The 26,835-nt window shown below is 74.5% G+C and carries 22 protein-coding genes; 10 read left to right on the top strand and 12 right to left on the bottom strand.

Going from position 1 to position 26,835, the window contains the following annotated elements; genetic code table 11:
- The coding region (locus MPTA5024_RS29790; RefSeq protein ID WP_157099827.1) for a serine/threonine-protein kinase at positions 1-993 on the bottom strand (993 nt) is incomplete at its 3' end.
- Between the two features lie 143 nt (positions 994-1,136).
- On the opposite strand from MPTA5024_RS29790, the gene MPTA5024_RS29785 reads away from it, so the two are divergent.
- Positions 1,137-1,940, top strand: coding sequence for a GNAT family N-acetyltransferase (locus tag MPTA5024_RS29785; RefSeq protein WP_036330533.1), 804 nt, complete (start codon positions 1,137-1,139; stop codon positions 1,938-1,940).
- 132 nt (positions 1,941-2,072) lie between these two features.
- Here the strand turns inward: MPTA5024_RS29785 and MPTA5024_RS29780 are convergent, their stop codons facing one another.
- Complete coding sequence (locus MPTA5024_RS29780) at positions 2,073-2,567, bottom strand: beta-class carbonic anhydrase (RefSeq protein WP_036330531.1); 495 nt, start codon at positions 2,565-2,567, stop codon at positions 2,073-2,075.
- Positions 2,568-2,771: 204 nt separating this feature from the next.
- Positions 2,772-3,275, bottom strand: a complete 504-nt coding sequence (locus MPTA5024_RS29775) for a beta-class carbonic anhydrase (protein ID WP_036330530.1) — start codon at positions 3,273-3,275, stop codon at positions 2,772-2,774.
- 163 nt (positions 3,276-3,438) lie between these two features.
- Here MPTA5024_RS29775 and MPTA5024_RS29770 point away from each other — a divergent pair, with 163 nt between their 5' ends.
- A complete protein-coding gene (locus MPTA5024_RS29770) occupies positions 3,439-3,819 on the top strand; it encodes a VOC family protein (protein ID WP_036330529.1) in 381 nt (126 codons plus the stop codon).
- Positions 3,820-3,934: 115 nt separating this feature from the next.
- Complete coding sequence (locus tag MPTA5024_RS29765; RefSeq protein ID WP_036330527.1) at positions 3,935-4,861, top strand: NAD(P)H-binding protein; 927 nt, start codon at positions 3,935-3,937, stop codon at positions 4,859-4,861.
- Between the two features lie 37 nt (positions 4,862-4,898).
- Here MPTA5024_RS29765 and MPTA5024_RS29760 read toward each other — a convergent pair whose 3' ends face one another.
- Entirely contained in the window at positions 4,899-7,439 is a 2,541-nt protein-coding gene (locus MPTA5024_RS29760; RefSeq protein WP_442922100.1) for a DNA gyrase/topoisomerase IV subunit A, read from the bottom strand.
- Positions 7,440-8,007: 568 nt separating this feature from the next.
- On the bottom strand, positions 8,008-8,583 hold the full coding sequence (locus MPTA5024_RS29755) for a GNAT family N-acetyltransferase (RefSeq protein ID WP_157099799.1): 576 nt from the start codon (positions 8,581-8,583) through the stop codon (positions 8,008-8,010).
- A 71-nt stretch (positions 8,584-8,654) separates the two neighbouring features.
- On the opposite strand from MPTA5024_RS29755, the gene MPTA5024_RS29750 reads away from it, so the two are divergent.
- On the top strand, positions 8,655-10,763 hold the full coding sequence (locus MPTA5024_RS29750; RefSeq protein WP_036330524.1) for a RecQ family ATP-dependent DNA helicase: 2,109 nt from the start codon (positions 8,655-8,657) through the stop codon (positions 10,761-10,763).
- 128 nt (positions 10,764-10,891) lie between these two features.
- On the opposite strand, the gene MPTA5024_RS29745 is transcribed toward MPTA5024_RS29750, so the two are convergent.
- Complete coding sequence (locus MPTA5024_RS29745; protein ID WP_036330522.1) at positions 10,892-11,785, bottom strand: carbohydrate kinase family protein; 894 nt, start codon at positions 11,783-11,785, stop codon at positions 10,892-10,894.
- 300 nt (positions 11,786-12,085) lie between these two features.
- On the opposite strand from MPTA5024_RS29745, the gene MPTA5024_RS29740 reads away from it, so the two are divergent.
- From MPTA5024_RS29740 to MPTA5024_RS29725, 4 genes are all read left to right on the top strand, one after another.
- Entirely contained in the window at positions 12,086-14,707 is a 2,622-nt protein-coding gene (locus MPTA5024_RS29740) for a bifunctional acetate--CoA ligase family protein/GNAT family N-acetyltransferase (RefSeq protein WP_036330520.1), read from the top strand.
- Positions 14,708-14,774: 67 nt separating this feature from the next.
- Complete coding sequence (locus tag MPTA5024_RS29735; protein ID WP_051458831.1) at positions 14,775-15,365, top strand: DUF5998 family protein; 591 nt, start codon at positions 14,775-14,777, stop codon at positions 15,363-15,365.
- A gap of 77 nt (positions 15,366-15,442) precedes the next feature.
- Complete coding sequence (locus tag MPTA5024_RS29730) at positions 15,443-16,678, top strand: alkaline phosphatase family protein (protein WP_332310637.1); 1,236 nt, start codon at positions 15,443-15,445, stop codon at positions 16,676-16,678.
- Positions 16,679-16,774: 96 nt separating this feature from the next.
- Positions 16,775-17,593 carry a sulfurtransferase gene (locus MPTA5024_RS29725; protein WP_036330516.1) on the top strand — a complete coding sequence of 273 codons (819 nt, stop codon included), beginning with the start codon at positions 16,775-16,777 and terminating at the stop codon, positions 17,591-17,593.
- Between the two features lie 33 nt (positions 17,594-17,626).
- Here MPTA5024_RS29725 and MPTA5024_RS29720 read toward each other — a convergent pair whose 3' ends face one another.
- From MPTA5024_RS29720 to MPTA5024_RS29705, 4 genes are read right to left on the bottom strand one after another with little or no spacing between them, the layout of a single operon-like run.
- On the bottom strand, positions 17,627-20,248 hold the full coding sequence (locus tag MPTA5024_RS29720) for a CHAT domain-containing protein (protein ID WP_036330515.1): 2,622 nt from the start codon (positions 20,246-20,248) through the stop codon (positions 17,627-17,629).
- Positions 20,235-20,738: a hypothetical protein gene (locus tag MPTA5024_RS29715; RefSeq protein WP_036330514.1), complete on the bottom strand. Its 504-nt coding sequence runs from the start codon at positions 20,736-20,738 to the stop codon at positions 20,235-20,237. Before MPTA5024_RS29715 ends, MPTA5024_RS29720 begins: the two co-directional genes overlap by 14 nt.
- Complete coding sequence (locus MPTA5024_RS29710) at positions 20,735-21,262, bottom strand: RNA polymerase sigma factor (RefSeq protein ID WP_036330512.1); 528 nt, start codon at positions 21,260-21,262, stop codon at positions 20,735-20,737. The genes MPTA5024_RS29715 and MPTA5024_RS29710 overlap by 4 nt, the downstream gene beginning before the upstream one ends.
- A gap of 43 nt (positions 21,263-21,305) precedes the next feature.
- Entirely contained in the window at positions 21,306-22,313 is a 1,008-nt protein-coding gene (locus MPTA5024_RS29705; RefSeq protein ID WP_036330510.1) for a S8 family peptidase, read from the bottom strand.
- Positions 22,314-22,505: 192 nt separating this feature from the next.
- Here MPTA5024_RS29705 and MPTA5024_RS29700 point away from each other — a divergent pair, with 192 nt between their 5' ends.
- A complete protein-coding gene (locus MPTA5024_RS29700; RefSeq protein ID WP_036330508.1) occupies positions 22,506-23,003 on the top strand; it encodes a DUF3145 domain-containing protein in 498 nt (165 codons plus the stop codon).
- Positions 23,004-23,188: 185 nt separating this feature from the next.
- Positions 23,189-23,944 (top strand): hypothetical protein, encoded by a 756-nt coding sequence (locus MPTA5024_RS29695; RefSeq protein ID WP_036330505.1) that lies wholly within the window; start codon positions 23,189-23,191, stop codon positions 23,942-23,944.
- A gap of 71 nt (positions 23,945-24,015) precedes the next feature.
- Here the strand turns inward: MPTA5024_RS29695 and MPTA5024_RS29690 are convergent, their stop codons facing one another.
- Both MPTA5024_RS29690 and fabF read right to left on the bottom strand, forming a co-directional pair.
- The gene (locus MPTA5024_RS29690; protein ID WP_051458830.1) at positions 24,016-25,434 is read right to left on the bottom strand and encodes an acyl-CoA carboxylase subunit beta; all 1,419 of its coding nucleotides are present in this window, start codon (positions 25,432-25,434) and stop codon (positions 24,016-24,018) included.
- Positions 25,435-25,448: 14 nt separating this feature from the next.
- Positions 25,449-26,681, bottom strand: coding sequence for a beta-ketoacyl-ACP synthase II (gene fabF / locus MPTA5024_RS29685; RefSeq protein WP_036330503.1), 1,233 nt, complete (start codon positions 26,679-26,681; stop codon positions 25,449-25,451).
- Between the last annotated feature and the right edge of the window lie 154 nt (positions 26,682-26,835).

Below are 26,835 nucleotides of genomic sequence, written 5' to 3'. Positions count from 1 at the left end.
GGACGTGGCCGGTGCGTCCGCACCCGGTGAGGGGGCGGTGGCCGGGGCACCCGCCTGTCCCGGCGAGGCGGGGGCGCCCGAGACGCCGCCGGGAGCGGTGGGCGGGGATGCGGGGGACTCCGGCAGGGGCGGGGTCCGCGCCTCCAACGGTGTCCCGGGCGGCCCGGGCGAGGGTTCGGGACGGGGCTCGCGCTCGCCCGTGAGCGATCGGTACAGCTCGGCGGCGGAGGGGCGCAGGCCCGGGTCCTTGTCCAGGCAGCGAGCCAGCAGGGGCGCGAGCGCGGCCGGGACGCCCGTGAGGTCCGGTTCGCGGTGCAGGATGGCGTGGAGCACGGCCGGGACGGTGTCGCCGGGGAAGGCCCGCCTGCCGGTGGCGGCGTAGGCGATAGTGGCGGCCCAGCCGAAGACGTCCGCGGGCGGCCCGGTGGCGGCCCCGGCGATCTGCTCGGGCGCCATGTAGCCGGGCGTCCCGATGGAGCCGGACCGGGTGACCGTGTGGTCGCCCGCCCGGGAGATGCCGAAGTCGATGACGACCGGCCCCTCGGGGCCGAGGATCACGTTGCCGGGCTTGAGGTCGCGGTGCACGATGCCGGCCCGGTGGATCGCGGCGAGCGCGCTCGCGGTGGTCACGGCGATCCGCTCCAGGCCGCTTCCCGTCCGCGGGCCCGACTCCCTTACCACCTGCTCCAGGGACGGCCCGGGGACGTACTCGCTCACGATGTACGGCCGGTCGCCGTGGAGCCCCGAGTCGAGCACGTGAGCGGTGCAGAACGGCGCGACCCTGCGGGCGATGTCGGCCTCGCGCAGGAAGCGCCTTCGGGCGTCGCCGTCCTCGGCCATCCAGGGGTGCAGGACCTTGACCGCGACCTCGGCGCCCGAGGGGGATGTGCCCAGGTAGACGGCGCCCTGGCCGCCCCGGCCCAACAGGCCCGTCAGATGGTAGGCGCCGATGCGGCCGGGATCATCCGGACCGAGCGGGCGTGGAGCCGGCAATGCCCACCTCTGCGCATGACCCCGTGTGCCGACGAAAGCCCCTCGATCATACGGCCCGGGGCGCGTCACGGCGCCCCGGGCGACCCGGTGCGCCGGGACATAAATGCCTTGCCGGACAGCCCGAAAACTGGTGATGTGCCGGTATGAGTCACGATGAGATGCTTGCGCTGTTCGACCGGCAGATGCGCCGGGACGCACTGCCCGACGGCCCGGAAGCCCGTGTCGAACGGGCGGGCGACGTGGTGCGGCAGGTGGGCCCCGACCCCGTCTGGAACGGTGTGATCTGGTCGGATCTGAACGAGTCAGGGGCGGACACGGCGATCGCCGACCAGGTGCGGCATTTCGCCGCGCTCGGGCGGGACTTCGAATGGAAGCTGTACGGCCACGACCGGCCGCGCGACCTCGGGGCGCGGCTGCGGGCGGCCGGCCTGAGCGCCGAGCCGCCGGAGACGCTCATGGTGGCCGAGATCGCCGCCCTCGCCCTGGAGGCCGACGTGCCCGACGGGGTCGAGCTGAGCGAGGTCACCGGCCCCGCCGGCGCCGACGTCGTGGCGGACGTCCACGAGCAGGCGTTCGGCACGGACGCCTCCCAGATCCGGCGGCGCCTGCGCGCCCAGTTCGCCGAAGCCCCCGGCACCGTGGCCGCGGTGATCGCGACCGCCGGCGGCGTCCCGGTGTCGGCGGCCCGCATGGAGCTCCCCCCGGGCGGCCTGTTCGCCGGTCTGTGGGGCGGGGGCACCGTCCCGGCCTGGCGTCACCGCGGCCTGTACCGTGCGCTGATCGCGTTCCGGGCCCGCATCGCCGCCGAGCGCGGCTATCGTTACCTGCAGGTCGACGCGATGGACACCAGCCGTCCCATCCTGGCCAGGCTCGGGTTCGCCCCGCTCGCTGTCACGACCCCGTACGTGTACCGCGCTCAGGGGTCGGCGCCGTCCGAGCCCGCCTGATCATCGCGCCGGCGGGTGCGCCCACGGCGCCGCCCCTTACCCGTCCCGGAGCCTCCGCCGATCTTCTGGCGTGCGAGGGACGTGCGGTGTTCGTGATCACGCACGGCCCTGCGGGCCGCCCGGGCGACCCGGTCAGGCCTTTACCTCCCGGAGGCGGCCGGTCTCGACCTCGTACACGAATCCGCGCACCGCGTCCTTGTGCGGGATGAACGGGTCGGCCTTGATCCGGTTGAGCGACTGGACGACGTCCTCGTCGAGGTCGGGGAATGCCTCGGCCGCCCAGTCGGGCCGGATCCCCACCTCGGCCTCGATGTCCCGCTTGAACCCGTCGTCGGTGAAGGTGAGCATCCCGCAGTCGGTGTGGTGGATCAGGACGATCTCCCGGGTGCCCAGCAGTCGCTGGCTGATCGCGAGGCTGCGCCGGGCGTCGGCCGTCACCACTCCGCCCGCGTTGCGGATGATGTGCGCGTCGCCCTCCGACAGGCCCAGCAGCCCGTAGGGGTTAAGGCGGGCGTCCATGCAGGCGAGGATCGCCACGCCCGCGGCCGGCGGCAGCGGCAGGTGGCCCTTGTCGAAGCCGGCGGCGTACTGCTCCGCTGCGGCGATGAGCCGGTCGGTGACGCTCATGCGTGCCCTCCTGGGGTGCGGGACGGTTCCCGCCCACCTTCACCCCTTATTCCTACCAAGTCAATGGGTAAGGTGACGCGAGGTCACCCCGCGGTCACCGGACAGGAGGGCGGGCCGGGCCTCGACGGGCCTCGACGGGCCTCGACGGGCCGCGGACCTGCCGGGGGACGTCCGGCGGGACCGCGGCGCCATCGGCGGGCGGACTCAGAGCTCGACGGGCGGCTGGAGCCGTCCCGTGTGGACGTCGTAGAGGGCCCCGCCCACCACCAGATCGCGGGGCAGGTAGGGGCTCGCCTTGATGCGGGTCAGGTCGTGCCTGAGCGCCTCGTGCTGGTCGGGGACGGTCTTGAACTCCAGGCTGCGGGTGTCCACGCCGTACTCGGATGAGATCAGGTCGTGGACCTGCTCGTCGGTCGACTTGGCCATGCGGCAGTCGGTGTGCGGCATCACCAGGACCCGGTCCACGCCGAGCAGGTACACGGCCAGGACGAGCGTGCGCAGCACGTCGTCGGTCACCCGCGCTCCCGCGTTGCGCAGGATCTTGGCGTCGCCGGCCTGCAGCCCCAGCAGCCCCAGCGGATCGATGCGGGAGTCCATGCAGGTCACCACGGCGAGCCCCTTGAGGGCCCGGCCGGTGAGGTCGGAGTGGGAGAAGTCGCTCGCGTACTTCTCGTTCGCGGCCAACAGGTCATCGAAAGCACCGGACATGTCATAGATGCTGCCCGATGCCGGTTTCCCCGCCCGGGAGCGGGGGTGCCTTCTTCTCGAGAGGCGTGACAACGCCGGGGTTCTGGGCACGGGGGAGAGCGCTCGCGCTGAGCGGAAACACCGGTATAAGGTTTTCACCGGTGTCCAAACAAGGAGGTGTCGCATGAGCGGGATCGCGCGGATGCGATCGGTGGTGCTGGACTGTCCGGACCCCCGCGCGCTGGCGGACTTCTACTCGGCCGTGGTCGGCTGGGAGATCGCGTACGCGGACGACGAGTGGGTCACGCTGTCCGACGGCGGCGAGGTGCGCCTGTGCTTCCAGCTCGCCCCCGACCACCGGCCGCCCATCTGGCCCGGCTCCGAGCGCCCCCAGCAGTTCCACCTCGACCTCCTGGTGGACGACCTGGATAAGGCGGAGGCCGCCATTCTGGAGCTCGGGGCGGTCAAGCACGATCATCAGCCCAGCCGCGAGGGCGGCTTCCGCGTCTACCTCGACCCCGCCGGGCACCCATTCTGCCTCTGCGCGGCGGGCGGCGGGGACTGACGGCCGGCGCGGGTACGACCAGGGGTGCCGGCGGTCGTCACCCGGTGCCGGAGCGGGCGACGGTGTGCGGGCCGGCGTGCGCGACGTCCGCTTCGGCTGATCACGGGGGGCAGCGATGCCGGAGGAGTCGCCAGACCCGCGCCCGATCCTGGTCACGGGCGCCGCCGGGGGGACCGGTGGCGTCGGCCGCGCGGTCGCCGGGAACCTGCTGGCCCTGGGGCTGCCGGTGCGCGCCCTCGTCCACCGGGACGACGAGCGGGCCCGGTCGCTCCGGGACGCGGGAGCCGAGGTGGTCGTCGGGGACCTGACGCGGGCCGCGGACGTCGCGGACGCGCTCGGCGGATGCCGCCGGGTGTACTTCGCGATGAGTGTGTCGTCGCGCTACCTGGAGGCGACGGCCGTCGCCGCGGCCGCCGCCCGGGAGCACGGCCGGCTCGAGATCGTCGTGAACATGTCGCAGATGACCGTCTCGCAGATAGACCTGCGCAGCACCGCCGAGTCCGGCCAGCAGCGGCTGCACTGGCTGGGGGAGCAGGTGCTGAACTGGTCGGGGCTGCCGGTGGCGCACATCAGGCCCACCGTGTTCATGGAGAACCCGCTGTTCGCCGTCCTGGCCGCGGCGTCCATCCGCGAGCGTGGCGAGATCCGGCTGCCGTTCGGGGCGGGCCGCACCTCGCCGATCGCGGCGCGGGACGTCGCCGGCGTGGTGACGGCCGTTCTGCTGGACCCGGCCGCCCACGCCGGGTCCGTCCACGAGCTCACCGGCGGCGCCTCACGGGACCTCGCCGCCCTCGCCGCCGAGTTCGGCGCGGCGCTCGGACGGCCGGTCGCCTACGTGGACGTCCCGTTCGACGAGTGGGTGGAGCGCGACCTCCGCCCACTCGGCCTCCCGGAGCACCTGACCGGCCATCTGGCCACGATGGCGCGCCTCCACCGGCTCGGCCGGTACGACCGCGTGACGCACGAGGTGGAGGCCATCCTCGGACGCCCGCCGTCGACCATCAGGGACTTCGTCGCGGCCAATCCGGCGCTGTTCGCCTGACCGCCGGTCAACCCGGCGCTGTTCGCCTGACCGGCGATCAGATCGCCGGCTCCTCGCCGCCGGTGTCGCCGGCCGTGGCCATCCCGGCCGCCATGGCGTCGTCGTCCTGATCGGCCGGGCCCGCGCCGAGGGCGCCGCCGATCGCGGCGACCGTGTGGACGAGGCGGACGCCCGAGCCGTCGCGCCGCCCCAGCTCCTCCGGCAGCGGCACCGGCTTGCCCGTGGACGTGACGGCCTTCGCGGGGGCCGGGCCCGCCCAGGCGAGCAGCAGCACGTCCTCGCCCTTGAGGAAGCGCTGGGCGCGCACACCGCCGGTCGCCCGGCCCTTGGCCGGGAAGTCCGCGTAGTCGGAGACCTTGCCGGCGCCCATCTGCGTGCCCGGCAGGGCCGTCGAGGAGCCCGCGATCGTCACCACCCGGGCCTCCCGCGAGGGATCCACCACGCCGAACCAGACGACCCGCGCCGCGCCGTCGAGCCGCACGCCCGCCATGCCGCCCGCGGGCCGCCCCTGAGGCCGTACGGACGAGGCGGGGAAGCGCAGGAGCTGTGCGTCGGAGGTGATGAAGACCAGGTCGTGGTCGACGGAGGTCAGCTCCACCGCCCCGACCACCGTGTCGCCGTCGCGCAGGCCGACGACCTCGAACTCGTCGCGGTTCACGGGGTATTCGGGGACGACGCGCTTGACCACGCCCAGCGCCGTACCGAGGGCGATGCCCGGTCCGTCGGGGTCGAGTGAGCCGAGCCCGACGACCTTCTCGTCCGGCTCGATCGCCACGTACTCCGAGACGGGATGGCCGCCCGCGAGGGACGGCGGGTTGGCCGAGGGCGGCAGGGCCGGCAGGTCGAGCACCGAGACCCGGATCATCCGGCCCTTGGACGTGACCACGCCGACCTCGCCGCGGACGGTCGAGCGCACCACCGACACCAGCACGTCGTGGGCGGCCCGCTCGCCCTCGCCCGAGATCGGCGAGGCGTCGGTCGTCCGGGCCAGCAGGCCGGTCGACGACAGCAGGACCAGGCAGGGGTCGTCGGCCACCTCCAGCGGCACCACGGCCGCCCGGGCCGCGTCGGACGACTCCAGCAGCACCGTGCGCCGGGGCGTGCCGTAGGTCTTGGCGACGTCGGCCAGCTCCGCCGACACCACGCCGCGGAGCCGCTCCTCGGAGGAGAGGATCCCGGTCAGCTCGGCGATGTCGGCCTGGAGGGACTCCTTCTCGCGGTCGAGTTCGAGCTTGTCGTACCGGGTGAGGCGGCGCAGCGGGGTGTCGAGGATGTAGCCGGCCTGGATCTCGCTCAGCTCGAAGGTCTCCATCAGGCGGGTCCGCGCCTGGCCCGAGTCGTCCGAGGAACGGATCACCTGGATGACCTGGTCGATGTTGAGCAGCGCGACGATGAGGCCGTCGACGAGGTGGAGCCGCTCCTCGCGCTTGCGCAGCCGGTAGGCCGAGCGCCTGCGGACCACGTCGATCCGGTGGTCGACGTAGACCGTCAGCAGGTCGCGCAGGCCCAGTGTGCGCGGCTGGCCGTCGACCAGCGCCACGTTGTTGATGCCGAAGGTCTCCTCCATCGGCGTGAGCCGGTAGAGCTCCTCCAGCACGGCCTCCGGGTTGAAGCCGTTCTTGATCTCGATGACCAGCCGCAGGCCCTTGTGGCGGTCGGTCAGGTCCTTGAGGTCGGAGATGCCGGTCAGCTTCTTGGCGTTCACCAGCTCCTTGATCTTGGTGACCACGCGCTCGGGGCCGACGTTGAAGGGAAGCTCGGTGACCACGATGCCCTTGCGGCGCGGCGTCACGTGCTCGATGGTGGCCTTGGCCCGCATGCGGAAGGTGCCGCGGCCGGTCTCGTACGCGTCGCGGATGCCGCCGAGCCCGATGATCGAGCCGCCGGTCGGCAGGTCGGGGCCGGGGACGAAGCGCATCAGCTCCTCGAGCGTCGCGTCGGGCCGCTTGATGAGGTGGCGGGCCGCGGCGACGACCTCCGCGAGGTTGTGGGGGGCCATGTTGGTGGCCATGCCGACCGCGATCCCGGAGGCGCCGTTGACCAGCAGGTTGGGGAACGCCGACGGCATGACCGACGGCTCGGTCTCCTGGCCGTCGTAGTTGGGCTTGAAGTCGACCGTCTCCTCGTCGATGGACTGCACCATGAGCATCGCGGCCGGGCCCAGACGGGCCTCGGTGTACCGCATGGCCGCGGGGGAGTCGTCCGGCGAGCCGAAGTTGCCGTGCCCGTCGACCAGCGGCAGCCGCATCGAGAACGGCTGGGCCAGCCGCACGAGCGCGTCGTAGATCGCGGTGTCGCCGTGCGGGTGCAGCTTGCCCATGACGTCGCCGACGACGCGGGAGGACTTGACGTGCCCCCGGTCGGGACGCAGCCCCATCTCGCTCATCGAGTAGAGGATGCGTCGCTGGACGGGCTTGAGCCCGTCGCGGGCGTCGGGGAGCGCCCGCTGATAGATCACCGAGTAGGCGTACTCGAGGTAGCTGGCGCGCATCTCCGCGGAGACGTCGATGTCGACGATCCGCTCCTCGAAGTCCTCGTCCGGCGGGGGTGTCGTCGTGCGTCGGGCCATATCGAACATTGTGCCGATGAGTGGGCGTGGTCGCGACTCGCCCGTCACTACCGCCCGGTTTCACCGTCCTTGTCGTACGGCCTTCCACTCCGCGCCGACGTCTCGCGACGCGCCGGGACGGCGTGAATCTTTCATCGCCGCGGACGCCGGCGCCGGCCGTCGTCGCAGCGTGAGGGGCACGGCTGCGCCGGGACGGCGGCCCGGTCCGGTGAACCGGCGGGAAATCTTGACGCACCTCGCGCGCGCACGCATAGTGAGGGCCATCGCGGCGCCCCGTCATCCACGGGGGCCGCATCCGCATCTCCTGGCCGGCCGCAGGTTGTTAGCGCTAACACTACCCCAGGCGTGAGCGCCACCTGACCGGGCGCTCACTTCGCGGACGCCTCCCTGACCGGGCGCCCGCAGCGGGAGCCGCCCCCGGACACCCGGGGGCGGCTCCTCGCCGTTCCACGGCTGAGGTGGTGCGGGCGGGTCGGTGGGGCGGCGGCGCGGCGTGAGGCGGGCGCGTTGGTGGGGCGGCGGGGCGTCGTGAGGCGGGCGGGCCGGTGGGGCGGCGGGGCGTCGTGAGGCGGGCGGATCAGGCGCGCGGCCCGGCGCCGGGCCAGGGGCCGGGGGTCGTCCCCTCGTCCTCGTCGCCGGGGACGTTGAGCCTCTCGTCGTACACCCGGAAGCCCCTGGCCCTGTAGTTGGCGAGGGCGGCGGGGCCGTCCAGCGAACAGGTGTGGACGTGCACCCGGCGGGTGGGCTCCAGCGAGGACCAGCGCTCGGCCAGGTCCCAGGCGCGGGAGGCTCCCGCATGCAGCAGGTGGCCGCCCAGCCCACGCCCGATGGCGTACGGCAGCAGCCCGAAGCAGGTGATCTCGACCTCGCCCGGCCCGGTCGCGACCAGCTCGACGAACCCGGCGGGCGTGCCGCGGACCCAGGCCACCCAGGTCTCCGTGCCGGCGCGGCCGAGCCAGTCCATCCACTCCCGCCAGGTCCAGGGGAGGCGGGTCGTCCACTGCCAGTCGCCGCCGACGGCCGAGTAGAGGAACCGGCTGAACTCGGGACTCGGCACGCTGGCGCGGACGACCTCGGCAGGCTCGGCCGGGGGGCGTCCGGGCCGCAGGTCGTCGGGGCTCGTCTGTTCGAGATACCACGTGGTCACGTCCATAACGGACATATCCAACCACTCGTCCCGGCAGGGGGCGTGAACGGTCGGCGGGACCTGGTACCAATGGGCGGGTGAGCGAAGAACAGACGCTGCGGGACGAGGCCGAGGCGCGGCTGCGGGCGCTCGCGGGCGAGGGCGCGCGGCTGCGCGACGACCAGTGGGCGGCGATCAGGGCCCTCGTCATGGACCGCCGCCGCGCGCTGGTGGTGCAGCGCACCGGCTGGGGCAAGTCGGCCGTCTACTTCATCGCGACGGCGCTGCTGCGGGAGCTGGGCGAGGGCCCGACCGTCATCGTCTCGCCGCTGCTCGCGCTCATGCGCAACCAGATCGCCGCCGCCGAGCGGGCCGGGATCCACGCCCAGACGATCAACTCGGCCAACCCCGAGGAGTGGGAGAAGATCTACGGCCAGGTCGCCGAGGGCACGGTCGACGTGCTGCTGGTGAGCCCGGAGCGGCTGAACAATCCCGACTTCCGCGACCAGGTGCTGCCCGAGCTCGCCGAGAGCGCCGGCCTCCTGGTGATCGACGAGGCCCACTGCATCTCCGACTGGGGACACGACTTCCGGCCCGACTACCGCCGGCTGCGCACGCTGCTGGCCGAGCTGCCGCCCGGCATCCCGGTGCTGGCGACGACGGCGACCGCCAACGCCCGGGTGACACGCGACGTCGCCGAGCAGCTGGCCACCGTCCAGGAGTGGGACGAGCTCGCGGGCGGTGAGGTCCTCGTGTTGCGCGGGCCGCTGGAGCGCGACAGCCTCCACCTGTCGGTCGTCCGGCACGCCTCCGCCGAGCAGCGGCTCGGCTGGCTGGCCGCGGCGCTGCGCGAGCTGCCGGGCTCGGGCATCGTCTACACGCTCACCGTGGCGGGAGCCCAGGAGATCGCCGCCTACCTGCGGGAGCAGGGCCATCCCGTGGCCGCCTACACCGGGCAGACCGAGCCGGCCGAGCGGCTCGCGGCGGAGGACGACCTGCTGAACAACCGCATCAAGGCCCTGGTGGCCACGTCGGCCCTCGGCATGGGGTTCGACAAGCCGGATCTCGGGTTCGTCGTGCACGTGGGCGCCCCCGCCTCGCCCGTCGCGTACTACCAGCAGGTCGGCCGGGCCGGGCGCGGCGTCGAGCGGGCCGAGGTGATCCTGCTTCCCGGCCCCGAGGACCGGGAGATCTGGGCCTACTTCGCCTCCCTCGCCTTCCCGCCCGAGCCCGTCGTACGGGCGACCCTGGAGGCCCTCGGCCAGGAGGGCCTGCTGTCCACCGCCGCCCTGGAGACGAGGGTGGACCTCAGCCGCGGACGGCTGGAGATGATGCTCAAGGTCCTCGACGTGGACGGCGCCGTCCGCCGCGTGAAGGGCGGCTGGGAGGCGACCGGCGAGCCGTGGGCGTACGACGCCGAGCGGTACGCCCGGGTGGCCGCGGAACGGCGCGCCGAGCAGGAGGCCATGCTCGGGTACATCGCCACGACCGGCTGCCGCGAGGAGTTCCTGCGCCGCCACCTGGACGACGACGCGGCGGCCCCCTGCGGCCGGTGTGACAACTGCACCGGCGCGCACCGCTCCGCGCAGGTGCCCGAGGAGGCCGTACGGGCCGCGCACGACCGGCTGGCCCGGCCCGGCGTGGACATCGAGCCCCGCCGCCAGTGGCCGACCGGCCTGCCCGACCTGAAGGGCCGGATCAAGCCGGAGCTGTGCGCGCAGACGGGCCGGGCGCTCGGCCGGCTCACCGACATCGGCTGGGGAACGCGCCTGCGCGACCTGCTGGCCGCGCCCGACGCGCCGGTGCCCGACGACGTGTTCGCGGCGGTGGTCGACGTGCTGAAGTCGTGGGACTGGGAGCGGCGGCCGGTCGGCGTGGTGAGCGTGCCGTCGGCCACCCATCCCCTGCTGATCGGCTCGCTGACCGAACGGCTGGCCCAGGTGGGCAGGCTGGAGCGGCTGGGCGAGCTGGGCTACCGGGCCGGAGCGCCCGCGCGGCGGCACAACAGCGCCCAGCGGGTGGCCGCGGTGCGGGCCACACTGGCCATGCCGCGGGAGGTGGCCGCCCGGATCGCCGGGGCCGGCGGGCCGGTGCTCCTGGTCGACGACCGCGTGGACACCGGCTGGACCCTGGCCCTCGCCGCGGCCCAGATCCGCCACGCCGGCGCGCCCGCCGTCCTCCCGCTCACCCTCGCCACGACCACCTGACGCGGCCTTTGGCCGCGCGGGGCTTCCGGGGAGGCGTGACGGCGGGAAGGGACGCCGGTGGCGGGCGCCCTGACGAAGACGCGGACGCGGGACGGCGGGAGGCCCTCAGAGGGCCTGCCGTACGGGATCTAGAGGCGGGGACGGGCGCCCAGGTTGGAGATGCACTTGGCGGCGAGGGCGTTGCCCGCAGCCAGCGACTCGGACGGGGGCTTGCCCTCCAGCCACGAGGGGAGGAACCCGGCCGTGAACGCGTCGCCGGCGCCCGTGCCGTCGACCACGCGGTCGACGATCTCGGCGGGGGCACGGACGGGCTCGGCGCGGTTGTTGGTGTACCAGAGCGCGCCCTCTTTGTTGAGCTTGATCACGACCTGGGGGAACCAGGCGGTGAGCACCTTCGCCGCGGCCGCGGGCTCCTCGCGCCCGGTCAGCACCTTGGCCTGGTCGGCGTTGGCGAACAGCAGCTTGGCGCCGTGGGTCCACTCGAGGAACGGCTCGGCGCCGGTGCGCTCCAGCGGCGCGGAGGAGGCGCAGTCGATCGAGATCGACATGCCGGCGCGGCGGGCGAGGTCGAGCGCGGCCAGCCCCGCGTCGCGCGACCCCTCGTTGATCAGCGTGTACCCGGACATGTGCAGGTGGCCGCCGGCGCTGAACAGGTCGCGCGGCAGGTCCTCGGGGGAGAGCGCGGCGTTGGCGCCGGGGTCGGACAGCATGGTCCGCTCGCCCTTGTGCGTGACGAGCACCACGCAGGTGCCGGTGGGTCGCTCGGGGTCCATCACGAGCCGGGCGTCGACGCCGTAGCCCATGAGCTCCATGTCGCGGTTGCGGCCGGTGATGTCGGCGCCTCGGCGGCCGATGAACGCCACCTCCGAGCCCTCCACCGCCAGCCAGCTGGCGATGTTGGCGCCGGACCCGCCACCGTGCATGGTCACGACGGCCGGCGTGTCGCTCGCCCTCGCCAGAGGGAACCGGGCGCGGGCGACCGCGTCTGTCATGAGATCGCCCACCACGACGACCCGCGTCATGATGTCACCACCTTGCCAACTGCTTGTGGAGGCGAGCCACGCCCATGGAGGGGCCGGGTCCTCTCCGTGCTCCGAGGCTGACGTCCAGAAACCTAACAGTTTCCGGGCATGTCGTGGGGCGGGGAGCAGACACCGGGCTATGTCGATGCACAAGCGTTGCCCAACTCACCCTGTCCGAGCTGCCCAATCCCGCCCAAGACGGTCCGACCGCCAGGAGTCAAGGGCGTACGAGATCGATGTCGATGCCGCGCTAAAAATCGGTCAATGCAGTGCAAGCCGGGCGGCGCTAGCCTCGGGAGGGTGCACCCTCAGTACCCCGCTCACTGGGAGGCGGACGTCGTGCTGTCCGACGGCGGCACGGCACACCTGCGGCCGATCAGGCCGGAGGACGCCGGCCTGCTGCGGTCCTTCTACTCCCGCCTGTCCGAGCAGTCGATCTATTTCCGGTTCTTCGGGCCGCGCCCACGGCTGACCGACCGGGACGTCGCCTGGTTCACCAACGTCGACTACAACGACCGGGTGGCCCTGATCGCCACGATCGGCGCCGAGATGGTGGCGGTGGTCCGGTACGACCGGGTGGAGCCGAAGGACCACGCCGAGGTCGCCTTCCTGGTGGAGGACGCCCACCAGGGCAGGGGCATGGCCGCGGTGCTGATGGAGCACCTGCGGGCGGCCGCCCGCGAGCGGGGGATCAGGACGTTCATCGCCGACGTCCTCCCCGGCAACCACCGGATGACCGGGCTGTTCCGCCAGGCGGGCTACACGGCGCAGAGCCAGTTCGAGGACGGCGTCGTCCGCATGACGCTCGACCTGGCCAGCACGCCGACCGCGCAGGAGGTCAGGCTGGCCAGGGAGCACCGCGCCGAGGCGCGCTCGATCGCCCGCCTGCTCACGCCCGAGTCGGTCGCGGTGATCGGCGCGAGCCGCGAGCCGGGCGGGATCGGGCAGACCGTGCTGCGCAACCTCCTGGCGGCCGACTTCACCGGCCCGGTCTACCCCGTCCACCGCCACGTGCGGGCCGTGGCCGGGGTCCGGGCGTACCGGAGCGTGTCGGCCATCGACGGCCACGTGGACCTCGCGGTGCTGGCCGTCCCGGCCGAGGGCGTGCTCGAGCTCGTCGAGGAGTGCGCGGAGAAGGGCGTGAAGGGCCTGGTCGTGGTCTCGTCGGGGTTCGGGGAGACCGGCCCGGAGGGGCGCGCCCGCCAGGACGAGCTGGTCCGCATCGCCCGGGCGTACGGCATGCGCGTCGTCGGCCCCAACTGTCTCGGGATCGCCAACACCGACCCCGCCGTACGGCTGAACGCCACGCTGGCGGCCACGCTGCCGGGCCGGGGCAGGGTCGGCTTCTTCAGCCAGTCGGGCGCGCTCGGCACCGCGCTGCTCCAGCGGGTGGCGCAGCGGGGGATGGGCATCTCGACGTTCGTCTCCGCCGGGAACCGGGCCGACGTGTCGGGCAACGACCTCCTCCAGTACTGGGAGGAGGACGCGGCGACCGACGTCGTCCTGCTCTATTTGGAGTCCCTCGGCAACCCGCGCAAGTTCACCCGGCTGGCCCGCCGGATCTCCCGCAAGAAGCCGGTCGTCGTCGTGAAGAGCCGGGGGGTGCCCGGCGGGCACGCCGCGCCCGTGCTCGGCCTGCCCGACACCGCGCTCGGGTCCCTGTTCGCCCAGGCCGGGGTGATCAGGGTGGACGACCTCACCCAGATGTTCGACGTGGCCCAGCTTCTGGCCCATCAGCCGCTGCCGGAGGGCCCCAGGGTCGGCCTGGTCAGCAACTCCGACGCCCTCGCGCTGCTCGCGGCCGAGGCCTGCGTGGGCGCCGGGCTGGAGCCGGTGCCGCCGGTGAACCTCGGCGCCCGGGCCGGCGCGGCCGAGTTCGGCACGGCGCTCGCGGGCGTCCTGCCGGACGTGGACGCCGCCGTCGTCGTCTACATGCCTCCCGTCCCGGGCCGCCCGGACGAGGTGGCGGCGGAGCTGCTCCGGGTGGCCCGGGAGTCGGGCAAGCCCGTGCTGGCGACCTTCCAGGGCGAGCTGGGCATGCCGGACGCCCTCCGGGTGGACTCCGGCGAGGGCTCCCCCGGCCGCGGCTCGATCCCGTCGTACCCGGCTCCGGAGGAGGCCGTGCGGGCGCTGGCCCACGCGGTCAGGTACGCCCGGTGGCGCGGCGAGCCCCCGGGCTCCGTCCCCCGGGTCGAGGGCGTCGACGCCGCCTCCGCCCGCCGGATCGTGACCGGCGCGCTGGCCGGGGGCGAGGGCGAGCGGGAGATCGACGCCGCGCCGCTGCTCGCCTGCTACGGGGTGGAGGTGTGGCCCGCGGAGGTCGTGCGGTCGCCGGAGGAGGCCGTCGAGGCGGCCGGACGGCTCGGCTGGCCGGTCGTGATCAGGTCCGCCGACCCCGAGGACACCCGTCGCGCCGGGACCGTCCGCCTCGGCCTCACCGAGCCGGCCGGGCTCCGGCAGGCGTACGCGGACCTGGCGGCCCTTCTCGGCCCCGGCACGACGCTCGCCGTGCAGCGGATGGCCCCGCAGCCGTCGGTCCCGACGGTCGTCGGCGTGGTGCAGGACCGGCACGTCGGCGGGGTCGTGTCGTTCGGGCTGGGGGAGGTCACCGCGCGGCTGCTCGGCGACGGGGCCCACCGCCTCGCGCCGCTCTCCGACGAGGACGCCGCCGGGCTCGTCCGGTCGGTCCGCGCCGCGCCGCTGCTGTTCGGGGAGTACGGCTACCCCCGGGCCGACGTGGCGGCACTGGAGGACCTGCTCGTCCGCGTGGGGCTGCTGGCCGACGCGTTCCCCGAGGTCGCCCGGCTGGATCTCGACCCGGTGCTCGCCGGTGAGAACGGCGTGGCCGTGCTGGGCGCTCGGGCCGTCCTGCGGGCCGCCGAGACCCTGCGCCCCGACGTCGGCCCGCGCCGGCTGGGCTGAGACCCGGGCGGAAAACCCGTCACGCTCGGGTGTGAAACAGGTGTCCCTTACAGGGCAGGATGGACCCATGAGGGAAACCCGAGTCTCCGCAGCGGGCTTGCGCGAGGCCATCGACCGAAGCGGCTACTACCCCGACCTGGTCTCCGACGCCGTCGAGTCAGCGCTCGGGAGCGAGCAGGTCACGGCGTACGTCGTGCATCACGAGGCCACGTTCGACCCGGCGATGGAGGTGCGCAGGCACGTGACGGTCCTCGTGCTGTCGCCCACCCGGCTGCTGGTGTGCCACACCGACGAGCACCCGCCCGCCGAGGGGATGCCCGCCTCCCACGCCTCCACGACGACGGAGGCCGTACGGCTCAGCCGCATCCAGTCGGTGGCGGTCACGAGGGTGGTCCCCGACCCCGCGTCGTACGCCCCGGGAGTTCCCCCCACCGAGGTCACGCTCACGATCGGCTGGGGCGCGATCTCCCACGTCGATCTCGAACCGGCCACCTGCGGTGACGAGAACTGCGAGGCCGACCACGGCTACACCGGAGCGATCACGGCCGACGACCTGTCCCTGCGGGTGAGCGAGGCCGCCGACGGGCCCGAGGCCGTGACCCACGTGCTGGCGTTCGCGAAGGCGCTGTCGGAGGCCACCGCCCGCGCCGCCCGCTGAGACCGCCGTACGGGGCGGGCGGACGTCCGACCAGAACGACCGCCGGGCGGTGCGCCCCGGCCACCCAGGGAGGCGACGTGATCGACCCCGAACCGTCCGCGACGCGGTCCGTGGCCCCGGCGGAGCCGGCGGCCGGGCCTTCCGCCTGGCCCTCGCACGGGCCGGGGCCCGTCCGCCCCGGCGGACCTGCTCCCGGAACGCCGCCCGCGCCGTACGTCCCCGCGTACGGCACGGCGTCGCTGGCGGACCTGCCGGGGTCGCTGCTGGCGAGCCTGGGCGTCCCCGGCGCCAACACGCTCGGGCTGGACCCGGCGGTGAAGGTGTGCCTGTTCCTCGTCGACGGCCTGGGGGCCGACCTTCTCGCGGCGCGCCCGGACGCGGCCCCGTTCCTGTCGTCCCGGCTGCGCCGCACGCTCACCGCCGGCTTCCCGTCGTCCACGCCGACGAGCCTGGCCACGCTGGGCACCGGGGCGCCGCCGGGCGACCACGGGATGGTGGGCATCCAGATGGCCGTCCCCGGCGAGGGGCGGCTGTTCAACTGCCTGCGGTGGACCGCTCCCGGGCTGTCCATCGACCCCGAGGTGTGGCAGCCCAGGCGGACGGTCTACGAGCGGATGTCCGCCCTCGGCGTCGACCCCGTCTACGTCGCCCCGGCGTCGTTCGACGGCACCGGCCTCACCCGGGCCGTCTACCGGGGCATGCGCTACTGGGCGGCCGACACCGCCGAGGAGCGGGTCGCCGCCGTGCGGCACGCGCTGCGCGACAGCGGGTTCGTGACCGTCTACTACGGCGAGGTCGACCGGATGGGTCACGAGAAGGGCTGGGGCAGCCCGGAGTGGCTGGAGCAGGTGGCGATCGCCGACCGGATGGCCGAGCGGATCGCCGCGGCGCTGCCTCCGGGCTCGGCCCTGTACGTCACGGCCGACCACGGGATGATCAACTCCGATCACAAGGTGGACGTCGACACGCGGCCCGACCTGCGGGAGGGCGTGCTCATGATCGGGGGCGACGCCCGCGCCCGGCATCTGTACACGAGCCCCGGAGCCGCCGAGGACGTACGGCAGACCTGGCGTGCGGCCCTCGACGGGCACGCCTGGGTGGTCACCAGGGAGGAGGCCGCCGACGCCGGATGGTTCGGCCGCGCGGTCCGCCGGGAGTGGCTCGCCCGGATCGGCGACGTCATGGCCGTGCCGTACGGCGACTGCGTGATCGTCGCCTCCGTCAGCGAGCCGGTCGAGTCGTCGCTGGTCGGCTACCACGGGTCGCTCACGCCCGCCGAGCAGAACGTCCCGCTCCTGGAGATCCGCGCCTAGCGGATCCGTCCACGGACGGGTGGGCGGCGGTGCGGGGCGTGGCGGGAGTGAGGGCAGAATGACTGTCGCCAGTGTCCCGTCATGGAGGTAGGTACGATGAGCCCGCTGATCACGCCCGAGGAGCTGGCCGCGCTCGGAGACGTCACGATCCTCGACGTCCGGTGGAGGCTGGGCGGCCCTCCCGGGAACGGGATCGAGTCGTACCGGGAGGCGCACATCCCCGGCGCGGTCTTCTGCGACCTCGCCGCCGACCTGGCCGCGGAGCCGGGGCCCGAGGGGCGCCACCCGCTGCCCGCCCCCGGCGCCTTCCAGGCGGCCATGCGCCGCCTGGGCGTGTCCGCCGGTCGTCCCGTCGTCGTGTACGACGACGCCGACTCGACCGCGGCCGCCCGCGCCTGGTGGACCCTGCGCTACTACGGCCACCCCGGCGTTCGGGTCCTCGACGGGGGCCTGCGCGCCTGGACCCAGGCCGGCATGCCGGTGACCAAGGAGACGCCGCCGGTCGCTCCGGGCGACTTCACCGCCGTCGCCGGGGGGATGCCGGTGCTCGACGCCGGCCGGGCGGCCGAGATCGCCTCCGGCGGGGTGCTGCTCGACGCCCGGGCCGCGGAGCGCTACCGCGGCGAGGTCGAGCCCATCGACCCCGTGGCCGGGCACATCCCCGGCGCCGTCAGCGCCCCCACCGGGCAGAACGTCGAGCCTGGCGGCCGCTTCCACACGCGGGAGTTCCTGCGCGAGCGGTTCAACACGCTGGGCGTGGTCGAGGGCGTCCCGGTCGGGGCCTACTGCGGCTCGGGCGTGACCGCCGCCCACGAGGTGCTGGCCCTGGAGGTCGCGGGCCTGCCCGCCGCGCTGTACGTCGGCTCCTGGTCCAACTGGGTCGCCGACCCCTCCCGTCCCGTCGCCACCGGCTGAGAGAGTCGCGGTCACCGGCCGGCGGTGTCGCGGTCATCCGCCGGCGGGCCGCAGGCGCAGGGCGCCGCCGCCGAAGCAGACGAAGCCGGCCGCCCCGGTCTTGCCGGCCGCGACGCCCAGGGCCTCCGCGGCGGCGCGCCCGTCCGCGAGCAGGCCGTGGAACAGCGTCATGAGCGCGAACGCCTCGTCGTCGCGCACCGGGACAACACCGGCGACAACGCACGACGACCCCCGGTCGAGGAAGGCCCCCGCCAGGCCGAGGGCCGCACCGTCCACGGGCGCGTGGGCCATCCCGGCGTCGCACGCCGACAGCACGACCAGCCGGGGGACCGCCTCCGCCCGGAGCAGGTCGTAGGCCATGAGCGGGCCGTCGTCCAGTGTGATCTGCGACAGCATCGGGCTGCGCGGCGAGAACATGCCGTGCGCGGCGACGTGCAGCGCGTCCGCGCGCTCCAGCGCGGCCGTCACCTCCCGCCGCGTCGCCGCGACGCGCCGTCCCCCGGGATGGGCGGCGGCCACCGCGTCGGCCTCGGCGGCGGCGTGCCGCAGTCCGGGCCCCGCGAGGGCGACGACCGCGGCCGGTGAGCCCGCCGGACCTACCCGGGGCCCGCTCGTCTCTGTCGCCGGCCTAGGGGGCGATTCGTTCGCCGCGGAGCCCCAGCGGGCCGGACGGCTCCCGGCGCCCGGTCCGGCCCCCGGCCTGAGCCAGGGGACGGCGTCCGCCGCCACCGACACGGGCCGGCCGGCCAAGGAGGGCAGCAGAGGCCAGGGCAGCGTGCACAGGGCGCCGGTCGGCACGATCATCACCGGCCCGTCGTCCAGGTCGAGGGGCTCCAGCAGCATCCGGTCCAGCGCCGGTAGCTCCCGCGCCAGGCCGTCCTCGTCCCCGGCGTCCCGCAGACAGCGGCGGCGCAGCCCGTACCGGACCCGGACCGTCGCCTCCAGGGCCGCCGCGTACGACCCGAGCGCCCGCAGCGCGCACCCCCGCCGGCCGGCCGTGACCGCCCACAGGTCGTCGCCTCGGCGGACCAGTTCGACCAGCGTGCCCGACGTGCCGCCGAGCTCGGCCGGGCCGGCGAGGGGCGGCGGGGGAGTGCCGCGCACGACCGACCGCCATCGCTCCGCCCACGTGAGCACCGTCCAGGGGTCCCCGCTCTCCAGGGCGAGGTCGAGCCCGAAGGCCGCCAGGTCCTCCGCCGGTCGCGCCGCGTGCGCCCGTACATCGGGGCTCTCCGCGTCCACGGCGGCGCCGGCCGCGCGGATGCCCGCGCCCGCGGCGGCGAGGGCCGCCTCCCGGTCTCCGTCGAGCCGGTGGAGCAGGGCACGGGCGTGCTGCCGCACGACGGGCCGTACAGGCGAGGTCGGAGCACCGGCCCCGGACGCCTGCGCGCCGGCTGCGCCCGGGGCCGGCGTCAGCTCCCCGGATGAAGCGAACGGCACGTCCTCGGCGTCCGGTCCCGATCCGGGGGAGAGCCCGGAGGACGACGCGAGCCGGAGGAGGTGGGCACGTGCGAGGCCTGGACGGCCGAGGCGCACGGCCGCGGCGGCGGCGGTGAGCCGGAGCGCGGCCGACTCGGCGGGCCAGCCGTGGGCGGCCAGGTCGTCGGCGCACATCAGAAGCTCGTGGAGCGTCCCGTCGTCCGGGGGCTCCTGCTGCAGCCGGGCCCGCAGGATCACCTCGGCCGCCAGCGGGATCCACGCCTGCCTGCCCTGCTCCGCCAGCTCGTCGAGCGCCGTCTCCGCTGACGACCGGGCGAGGCGGGCGTCCCCCGCGAGGAGCCCGGCCTGCGCGAGCAGCAGCCGGGCGCCGGGGACGGCGGCGTGCGCGCCTCCGGCGACCAGATCGGGCACGGCCTGTTCGAGCAGCGTCCGCGCCTCGACCGGCAGCCGGGCGGCCACGAGGGCCTCGGCGAAGTCCGTCCGCATCGCGGCCAGCCGTTCCGGGTAGCCGAACAGCGCCGACTCCGCCGCCTGGTACCTCTCGAACGCGGCCGCGATGTCGCCCCGCCTGGCCGCGACGAACGGCAGGTTGCCCTCGGCCAGCATGGCGACGTGGTCGAGCCCGGCGGCCCGGGCCGTGGCGGCGCAGCGGGACAGGTCCTCCTCCGCCGCGCCGTACTCCTGCAGATAGGTTCGGGCGACGCCGCGGTTGAGCAGCCCGCCCGCCAGGAACCGCGGGTCCTCCTCCAGGAGGCCAACCGCCCGGTCGCAGTGCCGCACCGCCTCGCGGTGCCGGCCCAGCAGGATCAGGGCGGCCGACCGCTGGACGTCGAGGCGGGCGAGGTCGGTCCCGGACAGATCCCGCTCGGCCAGGTCGGCGAGCGCGAGCCCGCCCTCCGGGTCACCCAGCTGCGCCCGCACCGTGACCAGGGACATCCGCGCCTGCGCGACCCGCGCCGGGAAGGCCGCGCCGGCCGCGCCGGCCTCCTCAAGCCGCTCCGCGGCCAGTTCGAGGTCGCCCAGTTCGCGCGCCGCCAGGGCCGAGGCCCGCAACGCGACGGAGGCCGCCTCCTGCCCGTCCCGTACGGCCGCCGCCTGGGCGAGGACGTCCCGCGCCTCCGACAGCGCCAGCCGGGGATCGGACCCCGACAGCCGTACGGCCGACTCGGCCCGCGCGACGAGGACGGCGGCCGGGGGCGGGTCAGGGGCGGACATGCACCCAGCGCGTGAACACGGGCGGCAGCCCCGGGCGGTGGCACACCACGCTGACCCAACCCGGCGGCAGGCCGGAGACGGCGAAGTGCCCGCTGCCCGAGGGCGACCGCACCTTGCCGACGTGCGGGGTCCGCACCTCCACCCGGGCGTCCGGCCCGGGCCAGGGAGAGATCTGCCCCGCCACCTCCAGGCGGCCCTCGACGACGGACGTCTCGACGTCGATCGTGAGACCGGCGGCCGTGAACCGGTGGAAGCCCGGCGCGTCCGGCGCGCCGTCCGCGGCGCCGAGGCGGGGTGCCGCGGAGCCGCCCTGCCGCGGAAGCTCGGCGGACCGGGCGCCGGGCGGGACGGCGACGGCGACCTCGTCGGCCGCGACGCCTCCGGGCAGCCGCAGCGCGAAGGCCGCCCGGGCGGCGGCGGAGACCCGCCCCGGCACCGGATCGGCTCCGGCCCCCATCCGCAGGGCGGCGAGCAGGTACTCGTCCCTCACGAGCCGGCCTCCTCTCCCACCAGCGCCCGCAGCCGCGCCATGCACCGGGCCCGGGTGGGGCCGATGCTGCCCACCGGCAGGTCCAGCCGTACGGCGATCTGGGCATACCGGGCCTCGGGATGCAGCACCCACAGGCGGATCAGCGACCGGCACGGCTCGCCGAGCAGGTCGAGCCGCGCCCAGACCTGCCGGCCGAAGTCGGCGTCCACGACGGCCGCGGCGGGGTCGGGGGCGGCGGCCTCCGGCACGTCCGCGTCCGCCTGGGTCTCGCCGCGGGCCCTGCGGCTGAGCCGGGCGGCCTCGTGGCGTGTGGTGGTGACGAGCCAGGCGCCGACGGCGCCGGGGTCGCGGATGGTGTCGGCGCGCTCGACCATCTTCAGCCACGCGCCCTGGACGGCGTCGGCCGCGTCGGCGGCGCTCAGCCCGAAGGCGCGGGCGACCGCCCACATCCTGCCGTCGAACCGTGCGACGAGGTCCTCCCAGGCGGCCTGGTCGAGGTCGGCGAGAGAGTTGCGTTCTGGCATGTGACTCTGCGCGTTCGGAGGGGGACAACGGGTGACACGCACCCTATCGATCGACGGCGACCGCGACGCCGAGATCGGGAATTTGCCGGCCCTCCCGCAGCAGGCGTCGTACGGCCTCGGTGGGCGGGACGTCGCGGCACAGCCGCGCGAGGGCGCCGGTGACGCACGCCGCCGCGAACGACGTGCCGCTCCACCGCGCGTAGCCCTGGAACTCGGCGTGGTCGAGAAAGCTGCTCGTCAGGCCGACGCCGGGGGCGCAGGCGTCGACCCAGGGGCCGTACGCCGAGAAGGAGGCCCTGCCGTCCCCGTCGAGCGCCGCCACGGCGACGACCTGCGGGAGCGCGGCCGGCCAGAAGGGACGCGACGAGCCGGTGTTGCCCGCGCAGGCGACGACGGCGGGAAAGGCTGCCAGCGTCTCCGCCAGCCCCACCGGCGGCCGGTCGTCGAAGGTGTGGCCGCCGAGCGACAGGTTCACCACGTGGACCCGCTCGCGGCGCAGCCGGGCGAGGGCCCGCAGCAGCGCGGCCTCGTCGCTCACCCCGTGGCTGTCGAGGAGCCGTACGGCGCGCAGCGCCACGCCGGGGGCCCGTCGCAGGATCAGCCCGGCGACGAACGTGCCGTGGCCCGCCTGCTCGTCCAGCACGCCGTCGCCGTCGGCGTCCGGGGTGTCGGCCACCTCGTCGCGGTACCACCGCGTCATCCAGGGGTGCGGCGCGAGGCCCGTGTCGAGCACGGCGACCGTGACGTCCCACGGCTCGCCCGGTTCGTACGGGACGGCCCGCGCGGGCACCGGCATGCCGCCGGGGCCGCCGAACAGCAGCGGCTGCCCGAGGAGGACGTGGTTGGGTGACGCGACGTGCCCACGGTCGCGGAGGGTCGCGGTGAGGTCGACGACGTCCACGCCGGGCGACAGCCGGACGTGGTGGACGCCCCCGGCGGCGGCCGTCTCGCGGGCCCAGCGGCCGACGGCCTCGGGGGAGGAGGTGAGCAACTCGTCCGGCCGGATGAGCGCGGGCCGGCCGGGGAGGGGTTCGACGAGCCGACCGCGCATCCCGCCGCCTTCCTAGGGCGATCACGGAGGGAGTCTTTCCCGATTCTGAGGGTTACCACGCCCTAATCGGTATGACCCCCCTCTGGTGCCGGGCCACGACGGACGGTAGTCTCTCCTACAGTCATCCAACCGTGATCATCCCAAGTATGAGGCCGTTGGGGAAGGCGCACCTCATGCGATTTGGGAGGTCCGGTGGCTGCTGCTCGTGGCGTCCTGTACGTCCACTCGGCTCAGCCTGCGCTGTGCCCGCACATCGAGTGGGCCGTCGCAGGCGTTATTGGCGTACCCGTCGATCTGACGTGGACGGCCCAGCCCGCCGCGCCCGGAACGCTCCGGGCCCAGGCGGAGTGGGAGGGCCGCCCCGGCACGGCCGCGGCGATCACGTCGTCTCTCATGGGCTGGCAGCGCATCCGCTTCGAGATCACCGAGGACGCCTCACCCGGCGTCGACGGGTCCCGGCACGCCTACACCCCGTCGCTCGGCGCGTTCACGGCCCTGGTCGGCGCGAACGGCGACATCCTCGTGCCCGAGGACCGGCTACGCAACGTGATGCTGATGGCCGCCCAGGGCCGCGTCGTGCTGGAGGACGAGCTCGACCGGCTGCTCGGCAAGCAGTGGGACGAGGAGCTGGAGTCCTTCCGGTACGCCGGGGAGGGCGCCCCCGTCCGCTGGCTGCACGCCGCGGTCTGACACCTCCCGCCGGCGGCGCGGGGCCTTCCAGAAGGCGCGCCCCGTGGCCGCCGTATTGCGCGCGCGTGACAACTCCCGCGTCGCGCGCCTTGGGAAAACGCCATAGAAAGCGGTGTTTTCCACAGATATAACCGGGACTCACCATTTCCCACGTCACGCCTTTGGGCGGACCGGAGGAGGAGTCCATGAGCGTTCGTGCCCGGCGCCTCGCGACCGGCGTCGCGGCGGCGGTGCTGCTGCTGGGCGGGCTGTCGGCTCCCGCCCAGGCCGCCGCCTATGACTACCACCCGAGCGACGCCGACTGGTCCGACTGCCCCAGGCTCCCGGCGGGCGCCACGGCCGACACCTGGAGCTGCATCTTCATCGTCACGGTCGGCGGGACCATCTCCCTCGGCAAGATCCAGCAGGACATCAGCCAGCCCCTGCGGATCACCGTCGCTCAGGGCAAGCTGGCCGACGGCAGCACGGCCGCGGCGTTCGGCAGCGTGGTGGGCGGCCGCATGAAGGTCCCCGGCGGCCTGCTCGGCAAGCCGCTCGAGGTGCCGAAGCTGACCGACGTGTACGTCGAGACCCAGGGCACCGGCCGCGTCGACGCCGGACCCGTCTTCCCGACCAACGTCGGCATCAAGATCCGGATGATCCACCCGCTGCTCGGCAAGAAGTGCTACATCGGCGGCGACACCGATCCCATCGTCCTCAACCCCGAGGTGACCTCGCTCGACCTCACCTCGATCGACGGCGTGCCGGTCTTCAGGGCGACGGCCAGGGACACGACGTTCGCCGTGCCGAAGGCGAGTGGCTGCGGCCTCAACTGGGGCCTGGTCAACACGGCCGTGAACCTGCGGGCCGGCCTGCCGTCGCCGAGCGGGAAGAACTCGGCCGACTTCCAGTGGTTCGTCCGCGGCAAGTCGTACTCCGAGCTTCCCGGACTGGCGTCCTGACCCGCCCGCTCCTTCCGACGCCGAAGCGCCGGCCCCCCAGGGGACCGGCGCTTCGCCGTACAGGACGGGGACTACAGGGGGATGTTGCCGTGGGCGCCGCGGGCCGGGGTGGCCGTGGCGAGGACGCGGGCGATGGCGCCGCGCGTCTTGGCGGGCTCGACGAGCTCGTCCACCACGCCGAGGTCGATGGCCCGGGCGAGGCCGCCGGCCACCTTCTGGTGCTCCTCGGCCAGCCGGGCCTCCAGCGCCGGCCGCTCCTCCTCGGAGGCGGCGGCGAGCTCGCGGCGCTTGAGGACGCGCACCGCGGCGACCGCGCCCATCACGGCGATCTCCGTGGTCGGCCAGCCGAACACGCGGGTCGCGCCCAGCGCGCGGGAGTTCATCGCGATGTAGGCGCCGCCGTACGCCTTACGGGTGTAGAGCGTGACCCGCGGCACCGACGCCTCGGCGAACGCGTGCAGCAGCTTGGCCCCGCGCCGGACGACGCCGTCGTGCTCCTGGCCCACGCCCGGCAGGTAGCCGGGGACGTCGACCAGCACGACCAGCGGCACGCCGAAGGCATCGCACATCCGGACGAACCGGGCGGCCTTCTCCGCCGAGGCCGAGTCGAGGCACCCGCCGAGCCGCATCGGGTTGTTGGCGATGACGCCGACCGTGCGGCCGCCGAGGCGGCCCAGGGTGGTGACGACGTTCGGCGCCCACTTGGGGTGGAGCTCCACGCCGGGCTCGTCGAGCAGCCCGTTGACCAGGGGGTGGACGTCGTAGGCGCGGCGGGGGTTGTCGGGGAGCAGGGTGCTGAAGTCGACCTCGTCCACCTCGCGCACCCGGCCCTGGTGGCCGAGCAGCACGGCGAGCTGGCGGGCCCTGAGCAGGGCCTCCGGCTCGTCCTTGGTGACGATGTGGGCGACGCCGCTGCGCTTGCTGTGCGGCTCGGGGCCGCCCAGCGAGGCCATGTCGATGTCCTCGCCGGTGACGCTGCGGACCACGTCGGGACCGGTGACGAAGATGCGGCCCTGGTCGGCCAGGATCACCAGGTCGGTGAGGGCCGGGCCGTAGGCGGCGCCGCCGGCGGCCGGGCCGACCACGACGGAGATCTGCGGGACGAGCCCGGACGCCTTGGTCATGGCGGCGAACACCCGGCCCACTGCGTGCAGCGACTCCACGCCCTCGGGGATGCGGGCCCCGCCGGAGTGCCAGACGCCGATGACCGGCACCCGCTCCCGCACGGCCACGTCGTACGCGTGGACGATGTGCTCGCAGCCCTCGGAGCCCATCGCGCCGCCCTGCACACGGGCGTCGCTGCAGAAGGCCACCACGGGGACGCCCTCGATGCGGCCGGTCACGGCCAGCACGCCGCTCTTGTCCTCGGGAGTGATCAGCCGGATCGAGCCCTCGTCCAGCAGGTGGCCGAGGCGCACCAACGGGGCGCGGGGATCGGCGGCCTCCCCCTCGGAAGCCGCGGCCACCAACCTGTTGTCCAGCACAGTCATCGGAGACTCCCTTGTCAGACAGTGGTGAAGGCCACGGCCACGTTGTGACCGCCGAACCCGAACGAGTTGTTGATGGCGGCGATCTGGCCGTCGGGAAGCTTGTGGGGCTCGTCGCGGACGATGGGAACCTCGATGCCGTCGTCGAGGTCGTCCACGTTCACCGTGGCGGGCACGACGCGGTCGGTCAGCGCCAGGATCGTGAAGATCGACTCGATGCCGCCCGCGCCGCCGAGGAGGTGACCGGTCATCGACTTGGTCGCCGTGACCAGCGGGTGGGAGCCGATGGTCTCCTTGATGGCGATCGTCTCGACGACGTCCCCGGCAGGGGTGGAGGTGGCGTGGGCGTTGATGTGCTTCACGTCGGCCCCGGTCAGCCCGGAGTCCTCCAGCGCGCGCTGCACGGCGAGCCGGATGCCGGCGCCGGTGGGCTCCGGCTGGGCGATGTGGTGGGCGTCCGAGGAGTACCCCGCGCCGGCGGCGACGGCGTAGATCTTCGCGCCGCGCGCCCGCGCGTGCTCCTCCGACTCCAGCACGACGATGCCCGAGCCCTCGCCGAGCACGAACCCGTCGCGGCCCTTGTCGAACGGCCGGGACGCGCGCAGCGGCTCGTCGTTGCGGGTGGACATGGCGCGCATCGCGGCGAAGGAGGCCACGTTCAGCGGGTGGATGGCCGCCTCGGTGCCGCCGGCGACGACCACGTCCGCGCGGCCGTCCCTGATCATCTCGATGCCGTAGCCGATGGACTCGGCGCCGGTGGCGCAGGCGCTGACGGTCGCGTGGACCCCCGCCTTCGCGCCGATCTCGATGCCGATCCAGCCGGCGGCGCCGTTCGGCATCAGCATCGGGACCGTGAACGGCGACAGCCGCTGCCAGCCCTTCTCCTTGAACGTGTCGTACGCCGCCAGGATCGTCGTGATGCCGCCGATCCCGCTGCCGACGACGACGCCCAGCCGCGTCGGCTCGACCTCGGGGGCGCCCGCGTCCCGCCACGCCTCACGGGCGGCGACCAGCGCGAACTGCTCGGCGCGGTCGAGCCGCCTCGCCTCGGGCCTCGGAAGAACCTCGCCGGGGTCGACCGCGGCCACGCCGGCGAACTTCACCGGCACCGAGTCGACCCAGTCCTCGGTGAGCGTGCGGATGCCCGACCGCCCGTCGAGGAGCGCCGACCAGGTCGAGGCGACGTCTCCACCGAGGGGCGTCGTCGCGCCGAGCCCGGTGACGACGACACGTACCCGGTCCTTGCTCACTTGTCTGCACTCCTCTTGATCGGTGGGGGCCCGGACGCCCCCGGCGGGGCGGGCACGGCCCTGCCCCCGCCCCTGCTCGTGGTCCGCCGGGGCCCGGGGCCCGCGGCGCGGGGTCGTCCCGCGGACCGCGCCGTCCGCCCGCGCGGACGCGGCG

The sequence above is a fragment of the Microbispora sp. ATCC PTA-5024 genome (assembly GCF_000511135.2).
Classification (GTDB): domain Bacteria; phylum Actinomycetota; class Actinomycetes; order Streptosporangiales; family Streptosporangiaceae; genus Microbispora; species Microbispora corallina.
The sequence above is the reverse complement of the archived record's forward strand: the minus strand, read 5'-3'. Positions and strand labels throughout refer to the sequence as shown.